This window comes from Patulibacter sp. SYSU D01012 (assembly GCF_017916475.1).
Lineage (GTDB): Bacteria > Actinomycetota > Thermoleophilia > Solirubrobacterales > Solirubrobacteraceae > Patulibacter.
Map to the genome: position 1 here is coordinate 579,581 of NZ_JAFMTB010000002.1, position 12,113 is coordinate 591,693.

Annotated in this window: 13 protein-coding genes and 2 tRNA genes; 9 read left to right on the top strand and 6 right to left on the bottom strand. The window is 77.9% G+C overall.

Annotation, left to right across the window (positions count from 1 at the left end; genetic code table 11):
• The first annotated feature begins 10 nt into the window (after window positions 1-10).
• Entirely contained in the window at window positions 11-1,834 is a 1,824-nt protein-coding gene (locus J3P29_RS12090) for a methyl-accepting chemotaxis protein (RefSeq protein ID WP_210493667.1), read from the top strand.
• A 67-nt stretch (window positions 1,835-1,901) separates the two neighbouring features.
• Here J3P29_RS12090 and J3P29_RS12095 read toward each other — a convergent pair.
• Window positions 1,902-1,972: transfer RNA gene (locus J3P29_RS12095), tRNA-Gly, on the bottom strand.
• Between the two features lie 155 nt (window positions 1,973-2,127).
• Here J3P29_RS12095 and pheA point away from each other — a divergent pair.
• Genes pheA through J3P29_RS12110 form a run of 3 tightly spaced genes read left to right on the top strand, consistent with a single transcriptional unit; the run spans window position 2,128 to window position 4,801 of the window.
• Complete coding sequence (gene pheA / locus J3P29_RS12100) at window positions 2,128-3,036, top strand: prephenate dehydratase (protein ID WP_210493668.1); 909 nt, start codon at window positions 2,128-2,130, stop codon at window positions 3,034-3,036.
• Entirely contained in the window at window positions 3,033-4,070 is a 1,038-nt protein-coding gene (locus tag J3P29_RS12105; RefSeq protein ID WP_210493669.1) for a prephenate dehydrogenase/arogenate dehydrogenase family protein, read from the top strand. The genes pheA and J3P29_RS12105 overlap by 4 nt, the downstream gene beginning before the upstream one ends.
• A 2-nt stretch (window positions 4,071-4,072) precedes the next feature.
• Window positions 4,073-4,801 carry a DUF429 domain-containing protein gene (locus tag J3P29_RS12110; RefSeq protein WP_210493671.1) on the top strand — a complete coding sequence of 243 codons (729 nt, stop codon included), beginning with the start codon at window positions 4,073-4,075 and terminating at the stop codon, window positions 4,799-4,801.
• A 7-nt stretch (window positions 4,802-4,808) separates the two neighbouring features.
• On the opposite strand, the gene J3P29_RS12115 is transcribed toward J3P29_RS12110, so the two are convergent.
• Window positions 4,809-6,284, bottom strand: coding sequence for a cation diffusion facilitator family transporter (locus J3P29_RS12115; RefSeq protein WP_210493672.1), 1,476 nt, complete (start codon window positions 6,282-6,284; stop codon window positions 4,809-4,811).
• A 92-nt stretch (window positions 6,285-6,376) separates the two neighbouring features.
• On the opposite strand from J3P29_RS12115, the gene J3P29_RS12120 reads away from it, so the two are divergent.
• The 4 genes from J3P29_RS12120 to J3P29_RS12135 all read left to right on the top strand — a co-directional run bounded on the left by J3P29_RS12120 (window position 6,377) and on the right by J3P29_RS12135 (window position 9,396).
• Complete coding sequence (locus J3P29_RS12120; protein ID WP_210493673.1) at window positions 6,377-7,477, top strand: hypothetical protein; 1,101 nt, start codon at window positions 6,377-6,379, stop codon at window positions 7,475-7,477.
• Between the two features lie 136 nt (window positions 7,478-7,613).
• Window positions 7,614-8,126, top strand: a complete 513-nt coding sequence (locus tag J3P29_RS12125; RefSeq protein ID WP_210493674.1) for a hypothetical protein — start codon at window positions 7,614-7,616, stop codon at window positions 8,124-8,126.
• 47 nt (window positions 8,127-8,173) lie between these two features.
• Window positions 8,174-8,244, top strand: a tRNA-Trp gene (locus J3P29_RS12130).
• A 99-nt stretch (window positions 8,245-8,343) separates the two neighbouring features.
• Complete coding sequence (locus tag J3P29_RS12135) at window positions 8,344-9,396, top strand: hypothetical protein (RefSeq protein WP_210493675.1); 1,053 nt, start codon at window positions 8,344-8,346, stop codon at window positions 9,394-9,396.
• Window positions 9,397-9,436: 40 nt separating this feature from the next.
• On the opposite strand, the gene J3P29_RS12140 is transcribed toward J3P29_RS12135, so the two are convergent.
• The 4 genes from J3P29_RS12140 to J3P29_RS20780 all read right to left on the bottom strand — a co-directional run bounded on the left by J3P29_RS12140 (window position 9,437) and on the right by J3P29_RS20780 (window position 11,231).
• Window positions 9,437-9,610 carry a VOC family protein gene (locus J3P29_RS12140; protein WP_210493676.1) on the bottom strand — a complete coding sequence of 58 codons (174 nt, stop codon included), beginning with the start codon at window positions 9,608-9,610 and terminating at the stop codon, window positions 9,437-9,439.
• 10 nt (window positions 9,611-9,620) lie between these two features.
• Entirely contained in the window at window positions 9,621-10,139 is a 519-nt protein-coding gene (locus tag J3P29_RS12145) for a hypothetical protein (protein ID WP_210493678.1), read from the bottom strand.
• A 97-nt stretch (window positions 10,140-10,236) separates the two neighbouring features.
• Window positions 10,237-10,557, bottom strand: coding sequence for a DUF2149 domain-containing protein (locus J3P29_RS12150; RefSeq protein ID WP_210493679.1), 321 nt, complete (start codon window positions 10,555-10,557; stop codon window positions 10,237-10,239).
• Window positions 10,554-11,231, bottom strand: a complete 678-nt coding sequence (locus J3P29_RS20780; protein ID WP_349239833.1) for a MotA/TolQ/ExbB proton channel family protein — start codon at window positions 11,229-11,231, stop codon at window positions 10,554-10,556. Before J3P29_RS20780 ends, J3P29_RS12150 begins: the two co-directional genes overlap by 4 nt.
• Before the next feature lie 100 nt (window positions 11,232-11,331).
• Between J3P29_RS20780 and J3P29_RS12160 the strand changes: the two genes are divergently transcribed.
• Window positions 11,332-12,105, top strand: a complete 774-nt coding sequence (locus J3P29_RS12160; RefSeq protein ID WP_210493681.1) for a hypothetical protein — start codon at window positions 11,332-11,334, stop codon at window positions 12,103-12,105.
• Window positions 12,106-12,113: the final 8 nt, after the last annotated feature.

Below are 12,113 nucleotides of genomic sequence, written 5' to 3' on the forward strand. Positions count from 1 at the left end.
GGTCACGCTGATGGCTGCGCTCCTCGATCGGTACTCCCTCCGCGCGAAGCTGTTCGCGCTCGTCGGCGTGCTGTTGACGCTCCTCGTCGCCGTCGGCCTGCTGGGGGTGCGGGCCGTCGGCGTGGTCGAGGAGGCCGGACGCTCGATGTACGGCGACCGCGTCGTGCCGCTGCGGGACCTCGGCCGCGCCCGAGCGCTCGTCGGCGACATCGACAGCGTCGTCCAGCGCGCCATCCACGACGGCGACCCGGGACGTCGGTCGGGCTACGCCGCCCGCGCCGACCGCTCCCGCGCCGAGGTCGACGGCATCCTGCGCCGCTACGCCGCGACGGAGCTCGTGGCCGCCGAACAGCGCGACCTGCGGCTCATGCGCACCCGCTGGGCCGCGTACCAGCGCTCGTACGCGCAGGTCTTCCGGCGGGCCGGCGACCCGGCCGCCGCCTCGGCGGCGTACTTCGCCGGCGCGGCGCCGCTGTACGCCCGCACCGACGCCGTCCTCGGCGACCTCGTGGCCGTCAACGACCGCGTCGCGCGCGACGCGAGCGACCACATCGCCGACGTGGGGCGCACCAGCAAGCGCAACGCCCTGCTGCTCATCCTCGTCGCGGTGCTCGTCGGGCTCGGCGTCGCGACGGTCGTCGCCACCGCCGTGCGGCGCAGCGCCCGCGCGGTCGTCGCCGGCATCGGCGCGGTCCGCGACGCGTGCGTCGCGCCGCTGACCCAGGCGCTGCGCGCCATGGCGGACGGCGACCTGACGCGCACCGTCCGCGCCGACGTGCCCGCGCTGACGGCCACGGCCCGCGACGAGATCGGCGACATCGCGCGCGCCACCAACGACATCCGCACCGACACGCTCGACTCGATCGCGGCGTACAACGCCTCGCAGACCGGCCTGTCCGAGCTGGTGGCGGCCGTCGTCCGCTCGACGCAGACCCTCTCGGCGGCGTCGCAGGAGATGGCGGCGACGTCCGAGGAGGCCGGCCGGGCCGTCGCCGAGATCGCCCACGCCGTGTCCGACGTGGCGCAGGGCGCCGAGCGCCAGGTGCGGTCGGTCGCGCAGACCCGCGAGGCGACGGAGCAGGTGGCCGGCGCCGCCCGCGACGGCGCCGAGACCGCGCGGCTGACGAGCGACGCCGCCGACGGGGCGCGCCGCGTCGCCGAGGAGGGCGAGCGGGCGGTCGCCGACGCGACGGACGCGATGCAGGCCGTCCGCGCGTCGTCCGCCCAGACGGGCGAGGCGATCCGGGCGCTGGCCGGCAAGTCCGAGCGCATCGGCGGCATCGTCGAGACGATCACCGGGATCGCGGGCCAGACCAACCTGCTGGCGCTGAACGCCGCGATCGAGGCTGCCCGCGCCGGCGAGCAGGGCCGCGGCTTCGCCGTCGTGGCCGAGGAGGTCCGCAAGCTCGCCGAGGAGTCCCAGACGGCCGCCGGCACGATCGCCGGGCTCGTCGAGGAGATCCAGGCCGACACCGCGCGGGCGGTCGGCGTCGTCGACGACGGCGCGGAGCGCTCGCGCGGCGCCGCCGAGACCGTCGAGCGTGCGCGGGACGCCTTCGCCCGCATCGGCGCGAGCGTCGACGACGTCACCGCCCGGGTCGCGGCGATCGCGAGCACCGTCGAACAGATCGCGGCCTCGACCGACGACGTGCGCACGGAGACCGCGGACGTGGCCAGCGTCGCCGAGCAGTCCTCCGCCGCGGCCGAGCAGGTGTCGGCGTCGACCGAGGAGACGAGCGCGTCGGCCGAGGAGATCGCCGCGTCCGCGCAGCAGCTGGCCGTCACGGCCGGCGAGCTCGAGCGCCTGGTCGGGCGCTTCCGCGTGAGCGACTGACCCCGGACCACACCCGGAACGGCGAGGGGCCGCGGCGTTCGTCGCGGCCCCTCGGCGCTCCGTGCGAAGCGGGCGACGGGAATCGAACCCGCCCTAAGAGCTTGGAAGGCTCCTGTGCAACCACAACACTTCGCCCGCGTGGTCGGCGGCCAGTGTAGCCGAGCCCTCCCCCGCCGCGGCGGCGGCCCGCCCGCGGGCGGATCGCGGCGGACGGTCGCCGTCGCGCCGCCACGTGCTCCGTGAACCGTCCGCGGCACGGCGGCGCCCGACCGCCCGCGAGTACGCTCGGCGCCATGGCCGACCTGGCGTTCCTCGGGCCCGAGGGCACCTTCACCCACCGCGCGGCGCTCGACCTGGCCCGGGACGGCGAGACGCTCGTGCCCCTCGACCACGCCGAGGACGTCATCGCGGCGATCGTCTCGGGCCGCGCCGACGGCGCGATCATCGCGTTCGAGAACAGCCTGGACGGCCCCGTCGCCGCCAACCTCGACCTGCTGCTGGCGACGGAGGAGGACATCGTCATCACGGCCGAGCGCGTCATCCCCGTCGCGTTCGACCTGTGGCGGCTGCCGGGCGACGACGCGCCCCTGACCGGCGTCGTCTCGCACCCCGTCGGTCTGGGCCAGTGCAAGCGCTTCATCGCGGAGCACCGCCTGGCCACCCGCGCCGCCAGCTCGAACGCGGTCGCCTGCCGCGAGGTGGCCGCGGCGGCCGAGCCCGGCTGGGCGGCCCTCGCGGGCCCCGACGCGGGCGCGCAGTTCGGCCTGGTCGCCACGGAGCACGGCATCCGCGACGACGAGCGCGCCGCCACGCGCTTCGTCCGCCTGGGCCGCCGCTGCCCCGGACCGTCGGGCCGCGACCGCTCCGCCTTCGTCCTGCACCCCGAGCAGGACCGCGCCGGCAGCCTGGTGACGCTGCTGCAGGAGTTCTCCAGCCGCGGCGTCAACATGACCGCGATCAAGTCGCGGCCCACCAAGGAGCTGCTGGGCGAGTACGTCTTCTTCGTAGAGACCCAGGGGCACCTGCAGGACCCGCGCGTGCGCGACGCCGCGCTCGGCCTGCTGCGCGGGTCCGTCGACGTCCGCTATCTCGGGTCCTACCCCGAGGACCCGACGCGGCCCACGCCCGGCGCGGGCCGCGACGAGCACGGCGACGAGCACCGCCGCCTGCGGGCCATGCTCGACCGGACGGAGGGCGCGTGACCGCGGTCGCCGGCGTGCGGGTCGGCGTCTGCGGCCTGGGCCTGATCGGCGGCTCGGCGCTGCTGGGGCTGCGCGAGGCCGGCGTCGACGTGCGCGGCTGCGACCCCCACCCCGCGCCGCGCGACTGGTGTGCCGCGCTCGGCGTGCCCGTCGACGCGGACGTCGCCGCGACCGCCCGCGCCGTCGACGTGCTCCTCGTCTGCGTCCCGCCGCACGCGACGGCCGCGGTCGTCGCCGCCGCGTTGGGCGAGGGCGACGACCTGGTCGTGCTGGACGCCGCGTCCGTCAAGGGGCCGGTGGTCGACGAGGTGCGGCGCCGCGTGCCGGACGCCGCCGGGCGCTTCCTGCCCGCCCATCCGCTCGCCGGCGCGGAGCGCGCGGGGCACGCGGCCGCCCGCGCCGACCTGCTGCGCGACGTGCCGTGGGCGGTCTGCCCGCCCGCCGACGACCCCGAGGGCGAGGCCGACGCGCTCGACGCGCTGCTGCGCGCCGCCCCCGTGCTGGGCGCGCTGCGCGCGCACCTCGTGGTCTGCACCGCCGCCGACCACGACCGGGCCGTCGCCGCCACGAGCCACGCCCCGCACGTCGTCGCCGGCGCGGTCGGCCGCGCGGCGACCACTGCCCCCACGGGCGGCCCGCTCGCCGCGGCGCTCTCCGGCGGGTCGCTCCGCGACGCCACGCGCGTGGCCGGCGCGCCGGCCGGGATGTGGCTCGAGGTACTGCACGCGAACGCCGAGGCCACGGCCGACGCGCTCGAGGCGACCGCCGCCGCGCTGACGGCCGTGGCCGACGCCCTGCGGCGCGAGGACCGCGGCGCGATCGAGGACGCGTGGCGGGCCGGCGGCACCGCCCACGACGCCATCCGCCGGCGCCGCTGGACCCCGCCGGCGTGGCGGCCGACGACGCTGCCCGCCACCTGGGCGGCCTTGCTCGCGCTGGGCGCCGAGGGCGTCGCCGTCCGCGACCTGCGGCCGACCGACGACGGGCGCCTCGCCGCCGAGCGCTCCGTCACCGACGGCGCGGCGAGCGCCTGACCGTGGCCGTCCTGGCGGTCGGCGCCGACGGCGCGCGCCGCGGCTGGATGGCCGCGCTCGCCCACGGGACGGGCGGGGACGTCGACCGCGTGGAGCTGCGCCTGGCGCCGAACGTCGACGCGCTGCTGGCGCTCGGCGCCCCGGACGCGCCGGTCGCGGTCGACATGCCGATCGGCCTGCTCGACGCCGTGGCCTTCCGGCCGTGCGACCTGGCGGCCCGGGAGCGGCTCGGCGCGCGCCGGGCGACGATCTTCGCGCCGCCGTCGCGGCCGCTGCTGGACGCCGAGGACTATCGGGCCGCGCAGGACCGCGTCGCCGCCACCCGCGCCGCCGGGACGCCGGCGCAGGGCCTGAGCGCGCAGGCGTTCGGCCTGGTGCGGAAGATCCGGGAGCTCGACGCCCGCCTGCAGGCCGATCCCGCCGCGCAGGAGCGCACGTGGGAATGCCACCCCGAGCTGTCGTTCGCGCAGCTCGCGGGCGGTCCGCCGCTGCCGGACAAGCGCTCGATCGGCGGCCTGGCGGCGCGGCTGGCGCTGCTCGGCGCCCGCTTCCCCGGCGTGCTGGACGCGCTGCGCGCGGTGGACGCCGGCAGCCGCGCCGCCGACCCCACGGACGCCCTGGACGCGCTCGCCGCGCTGCACACCGCCCTGCGGGTTCGCGCCGGCGCGCACGTGACGCTCGGCGACGGGGCCGCGGACGCGGCCGGGCTGCCGATGCGGATCGTCGTCTGACGGTCGCTCAGCCCGCCGGCGCCGGCGGCTCGGCGGCCGGCTCGGTGTGGACCACGATCTCGCCCAGCCACGGGCAGCGGTCGCGCAGGCCGCGCTCGATCCGCGCGGCGTGGCCGTGCGCCTCGCCGACCGAGCAGTCGCCGGGCAGCGCGACGGTCACGAGCACCATCCGACCCGCCGGCGTGTCCCGCACCTGCACGTCGTCGGCGCCGCGGCCCGTCTCCTCGCGCACCGCCGCGTCGACGGCCTCGTGCTCGGCCCACGCCTCCACGTCGGGCACCTGCGTGGCGCGCGACGGCTCGCCGAGCGGCTCGATGTGGGTCGTCACCCGCACCGCGGCGCCGACCGCGCCGTGGATCCGCGCCTCGACCTGCTCGGCGATCTCGTGCCCCTCGTGCAACGTCAGCGCGGGCGGCACCTTGACGTGGAGCATGACCTCCTCCTCGCCCCCGTCGAGCGAGAAGACGTCGACGTTGTGCACCTCGTGGACGCGCGGGACGCGCAGCGCGGCGGCCGTCGCGGCCTCGCGGGTGCCGCCCTGGCGCGCCGTCGGCTCGACGTGCACCACGACGTCGGCGCCGGGCAGCGCGGCCGCGATCGCCCCCTCGACCTGGTCGGCGCGGTCGTGCGCCAGCTCCAGGCCGGCGTCGGAGCGCACGGCCAGCACGACGTCCACGAAGCTGCGGCCCGCCGCCTGCCGGGTGCGGACCCGGCGCACGTCGTCGGGCCGGACGAGGTGCGCGATCGCCTCACGCACCGCGGTCTCGGCGCGCCGGTCCGCGCGGTCCATCAGGACGTCGATCGACCCGCGCAGCAGCCGCAGCGCCGCCCCGATCACCAGGACCGCGACGACGAGCGCGGCGACCGCGTCGGCCTCGTGCCAGCCGAGCGCCACGCCGACCAGGCCCAGCAGCACCGCGACCGATCCGGCCAGATCGCCGGCGAAGTGCAGCGCGTTCGCCGCCAGCGCGGGGCTGCCGTAGCGCTCGGACGCCCGGTGCGAGGCCACCATGCGCGTCAGGTCGATCGCGATGACGAGCACGATGACGGCGATCGCCCACCACGCGGCGTCGACCGCGTGGCCCTCGGCCTCGGCCAGGCGCGAGATCGCCTCGTAGCCCAGCCAGCTGGAGACGGCGATGAGGAACGCCGACTCGGCGAGCGCCGCCAGGTGCTCCGCCTTGCCGTGGCCGAACTGGTGGTCGCTGTCGGCCGGCCGCACGGCGACCTGGATGGCGAAGAGCGTCAGCAGCGCGGCGACGAGGTCGGCCCCGGAGTGCGCCGCCTCGGCGAGCAGGCCGAGCGACCCGGTGATCAGGCCCGTGACGAGCTTGAGCACCACCAGGACGGACGCCGCGCCGACGCTCAGCAGCGCGGTCCGGCGGCGGCCGACGACCGCCGCCCGCTCCTCCGCGCTCAGGGCGGCGACGGGCGCGCCGGCGGCCGCGGGGGCCGGCACGGCGGAGGGGGGCTCCGGGGGCACCAGGCGATGGTAGGCGGAGGGCCGGTCGACGGGGACGCGCGGGGCGCGGCCCGGCGCCCGCGCCGCCTCCGCCGGTCCGCGAGACTGCAGCCATGCCCGGTCCCGCGGACGAGCCCGACCGCCTGCTCGGCGTCCTGGCGCCTTGCGCACCGGCGGGGACGGTGGAGGGCCTGACGGTCGTCGTCGCGTCGGTCGAGCTGTGGCGCCGCAAGACGATCGTGCGGGTCGTGGCCGAGCCGCCGTTCGAGGAGGACGCCGTGGCGCTCGACGCCGCCTGGACGCGGGAGCTCGAGGCGTGGGCGGCCGGCGACCGGCGGGGCGAGCCGCCGCGGCACCGCGTCGAGATCGCGTTGGACGCGACCGCGGTGCGCCTGGCCGACGACGTCCGCGACGCCCACCCGGCCGGATCGTCGTCACGCGGCGGGTCCGGCAGCGAATGGGAGGCCGCGTTCCACTTCGACGGCGGCGTCTCGCCGGACGCGCGGACGATCACGGTCGCCGTCGGGTCGCGGGACGGCGGGGAACGGGTCAGCGGCGCCGCCGACGGGCTGACGCTCGCGCTCTCCGGCGACCGCGTCGACCGGCGCCTGGCCGCGCGCGTCGGTTCGCCGTCCGCCCACGTCGGGCGCGCGCAGCGGCTGCTCGCGGCGATGGGGGTCGAGCTGGCCGGCGCCGAGGTGACGCAGCTCGTCGCGCGGCTGCTCGCCGAGGCCGACGCGAACCGGGCGGAGCACGACGACGACCTGCGGATCGAGCGCGCGATGCGGGACGTCGCCGACGGGCGCGTCGGCCTGATCCACAGCGAGCCGCTCGTCGGCCGCCACGAGCTCGACCCGCCGGCGCGCTCGGTGGACGAGGCCGCGCACCGGGCCGTCGTCGCCTTCGCGCGGGAGGTGCTCGCCCGTCACCGGGCGGCGCCGCTGCCCCTCGTCGCTCCGCAGGTGCCGCCGTCGCGCCCGGCGCGGGACGCCTTCCTCGTGGCGCGGATCGACCGGGCGATCGCCGACGCGACCTCGCCGTGGGTGGAGGACCGGATCGCGGCCGCGGCGCTGCTCCGTCCGCTGGTCGGGGGGCGCGGCCGGCCGCTGCCCCGCGACCGCGGCCCGCGCGCCGCCGAGGCGCTGGCCCGCCTGCGGGCCGATCCCGACCCGCGCGTGGTCGAGGCGGCGACGCCGCCCGAGCGCCCGTCCTAGCGCGGGTCCTCGCCCGGGGCGGGCGTCGGACCAGCGCGGGATGTCCGCCGGCCGCCCGTCGCAGGCGGTCGCAGGATCGCGTGCCGGACGCAAGCGCCGCTGCACGCCGACGGCGTCAGCCGCTATCCCTTGGGGCATGCGTTCCCTCCACCCCGCCGCCCTGCTGCTGTCCGTCGGCGCCCTCGCGCTGGCCGGCTGCGGCGGCTCCGACGGCGACGAGGCCGCGTCGACGACGCCCGCCACCACCGACGACGCCCCGGCGGCGACGACGCAGGCCGCGCCGGTCACGACGGCCACCGCCGAGACGACGGTGACGACGACGCCGACCGTCACCACGACCACCCCGGGCGGCACGACGACGAGCACCGAGCCCAGCGGCGGCACCGCGCCGCCCGCGGACGACGCCGACGACGCGGGTTCGACGTCGTCCGGCGGCACCGCCCCGTCCGTCGACACCGGCGGCGACCAGCCGACGATCACCGTCAACGGCTCCACGGCCCGGGCCATCGCGGACGACCCCTCCGTCGCCGAGGTCTGGTGCGACGCGGCCCGCGGCGGCGCGTACGCCTCGCAGCTCGCCAATGCGTCGGTCCTGCAGATCACCGTCCGCGGCAGCGACGACGTCCAGCGCTGCGAGCTGCCCCGCTGACGAGCCGACGCGCTGGCGCCCGATCCGGGTAAGATCGGGCGTCCCGAGGGGGATTAGTGTATCGGTAACACGGCGGTCTCCAAAACCGCAACGCGAGGTTCGATTCCTCGATCCCCCGCTCTCCAGGACGGCGCCCGACAGGCGCCGTTCGGCGTTCCCGGGGCGGGCGCGGTGACCGGCGCAGCAACTTCCGCGCGGTCCTCGGGTTCTTTCCGGCGTGTCCCGTCCGCTCCTCCTCCCACGTCGACCGAGGGCCGTCGCCGCCGTCGGCCTCGCCGCCGCGGTCGCGCTCGCCGTGCCCGCCGCCGCGGCCCCTCTCGACCGCACCGCCGTCGTCCAGCCGCTGCAGCCGCTGCCCGCACTCGACGTCCTGGCGGACGCTCCGGTCGCCGCCGGCGCCGGTGACGGGATCGTCGCGTGGACGACGTCCGACACCGACACGCTGGCGCAGCGGTGCGCCGGCCTCACCGTGTGGACGCTCCGCGACGGCGCGCCGGTCCGGGCCGCCCGCGTCCCCGACGGCTGCCGGGCCGACGAGATGGGGATCGACGTCGGCACGGCGACCGACGGCCGCCCGGTCGCGGTGGTGCGGAGCATGACGTCGGGACCGACGCCGCTCACGCGGACGCACCTCGTCGACCTGCGCACCGGTCGCCTGCGAACCGCGCCGAAGACGCTCCGCGGCGAGCCGCTCACCGACGTGGCGGTGGACGCCGGCGTCGCTTACGCGTCCACGACGCCGCGCGGGAGGCGCGCGACCTCGACGCTCTGGCGCGGGACGCTGCGCGGCACCCGCATCGTCGCAATGCGGCGCATCCGCACCTATCCGAGCGGGCTGCGGGCCGCCGGCCTGCTGGCCGACGGCGGCCGGATCGCCGTGCGGACCACCGGGCATCCGCGGCCGTATCCCTCCTTCCACGCGGGGTACGACCTGCGCTTCGGCAGGCCCAGCGGCCCCTGGACTCGCACCGGCGAAACGTGGGCGACCGACGGCGGCTACGTGCCGGTGCTCGCGGCGGGGTTCACCCGCTCCGGGGCGCTCGTGACCGTCCAGCCGCGAGACGGTCAGGGCGGCGGACGCGTGTACGCCCGTGCGGTGCCCCCGCGCCACGGCGGCGTGCGGCGCAGCTGGGTGCGCTTGCCCGACGTCGCCGGGCCCCAGCAGGTGACCGCCGACGCCTACGACGCGACGACGGGGCGGTTCCTCGTCCTGGGCCGTGACGCCGCGGGCGTCCCGGCGCTCGGCTGGACCGCCCCGGCGCGACGCTAGGCCCCGGCCCGGCGACCGGATCGCGCGACGCGGGGCGCCCTCAGCCCTCCGCGTACCGGTGGTGCAGGTCCAGGACGTTGCCGGTCGGGTCCGCGAAGATCGCCTGCAGGCAGACGCCGCTGTCGATCGTCTCGCCGTGGAACGCGACGCCCTGCGCCTGCAGGTGCGCGCGCGCCGCGGGCACGTCGTCGACGTGCAGGGCGATCGCCCCCACCCGGCGCGGCTCATCGGTGCGGCGGCGCCGGGCGCCCGCGCGCGTCGACGATCCGCCCCCACAGCGCGACGAAGACGACGGCGAAGAGCGCGGCTCCGACGTCGAGCAGCCCCTTCACGTCCTCGCCGCCGTACGCCATCGTCAGCAGCGCGAAGGCCACGAGCAGCAGGCCACAGAACACCAGGCCGGCGTCGCGCGCCGGTGGCGGGCCGTCGCGCCGGTCCCAGCGGCCCGCGAGCACCACCGCGGCCCCGGCCAGCAAGCCGCCGACGACCCGGCCGACCTCCTCGACCCACGACGCCAGGTGCGGCGTCCACAGCAGGACGGCCACGCCGAGGACGAGCAGCGCGATCGCGCCCGGCAGCGCCCAGCGGGTCCCGGGCAGCGCCGGCGTGCGGGCGAGCTCGACCTCGGGCGCGCCCGTCATGCGGCGCACGACGTAGCGCCGGCCGCCGATCTCGAGCGCGTCGACGTAGCGGACGACGACCTCGTCGCTGTCCGGCCGGCGGATGCGGACCTTGCCCTCCATGGGGCCACGGTACCCGCGCGGGGCGCAGGGGCCACGCGGCCGGTTGTCTGACGCGTCCGGGGCCGTGCCGCCGTCCGCCCGCCGGCGAGGACGGGCCCTACGGCGTCGTCGTCGACGGCGCCGGCGTCTGCTTGCCGTTGGGGTCCACGAGTACCAGGCGGCCGTCGGGCAGCTGGTACACCTGCCCGACCGCCTTGCCGCGCCCCGTCGCCTGCGTCGGGTTCTTCGGCGTGCTGAGGGTCTTCTCCTGGCCCTGCTCCTGCTGCTGCCGCTCGCGGCTGGCGCCGAGGGACAGGCCGGCGATGAGGAACGCGACGGCGAGGACGATGCCGACGTCGAAGAGGTTGACGAGCGAGTCGAGCGGATCGCCGACGTCGCTGTCCAGCCCGCCGTGGCGGCCGAGGCCGACGCGGCTCACGCGTCGTGCTCCCCGACCGCGGCAGGCACCCGGTGGTGCTCGGGCGCCTGCGGGACGCCGGCGGACACGGCGCGCTCCAGCGCGGCCAGGTCCTCGGTGTACACGCGGGTGCGGACGAGCGTCATCGCGAACGACCCGGTGCCGACGAGGATGCCGATGACCGTGGCCGCGAACGCCACCTGCAGGTCGCCGGCGAGCGTGGCGAAGTCGCCCTTGCCGAGCGCGGCCAGGCCCGGCGCGAGCGGGATCAGCGTGCCCATCAGGCCGAGCGCCGGGCCGGAGCGCACGAGCATCCGGGTGCGGTCCAGGCGCCGCTGCACGCCGAGCTCGTAGTCGGCCAGCGCGTGCTCGACGCCCTCCGGGCGCCCCGTGCCGACCGCCGTCGCCATGGCGAAGACCGCCTTCTCGGCCAGCGGGCTCGGGGCCAGGCGCGAGAGCGGCGCGGCGTGCCGGGGTTCGTGCAGCGCGCGCGTCGCGACGTCGTACAGGCGCAGACGGCCCGGGCGGTGGCGGCGCCACGTCTCCGTCAGCGCGCGGCCCAGCTCGAGCGCGAGCAGCAGCAGGAGCAGGAGCATCCCGACGTGCGCGGGGATCTCGAGCACCTTCGCCACGCCGGAGAGCGCGTCCGTGACGACGTCGGCGAGCGGCGGGGCGGCGAAGGCGGGGACGGACACGTGGGCTCCTGCGCCGGAGCGGGCCGACGCGAGAGTTAGGGTGCCAGAAATCACCGCGTACGGCACCGCACGCGGCGCCCGGCAGTGCTTCACTGCTGCGGTGCTTCCCCTGCGTGGTGTCCCCGTCCTGCTCGCCGTCGGCGTGCTGTCCCTGCCCGCCGTCGCCGCCGCGGCCCCGCCCGCCGCCGCGCCGGCCTCGCCCGAGCCCGCGTCCGCCCCGTTCACGCCGCGGGCCTACCCCGCGTTCGGCCGCGCGACGACGCACCTCCGCATCGACCGGCAGCGGCGCGTCCGCCTGACGGCCCGCGCGACCCGCCGCTACCGCCGGACGACCACGATCGACGCGACCTGCACCCGGACGAGCCAGGGCAGCCTGATCCAGACGAGCACCGGCGTCTCGACCGCCGTCCGGCCGGGCGCCCGGATCGACCTGCCGCGCGGCTTCGACGCCTGCACCGTGTCGGTCGACATCGTCCGCCGCACCCGCTCGGGCACGAGCACCACGCGGAAGGACGTCGGCGCGGTGGCGCTGACGGCGAAGGGCCTGGAGGCGCTGCGGCGTCAGCAGCTGGCGGGCCTGATCGTCCTGGGGCACACGCTGCTCGGCGGCGACTTCGGCCCGATGACGCCGGAGCGGGCGGCGAAGGCCCTGGGCCACGCGCGGATCCTCAAGCGGCAGATGAGCGCGCAGGTGCTGGCGACGCCCGACGCGCCGCTGCCGCCGAACGCGGTCGGGGTCTGGCGTCAGGGCCGGCACGTCGCGGTCGCGGCGACCGCGCCGAACGGCGAGCGGTTGTACCTGGACCACGACGCCGCGACCCGCGAGACGCGCACGAACATCCTCGAGGACCTGAACTCCCTGGGCACCGAGTAGCGGCCGGG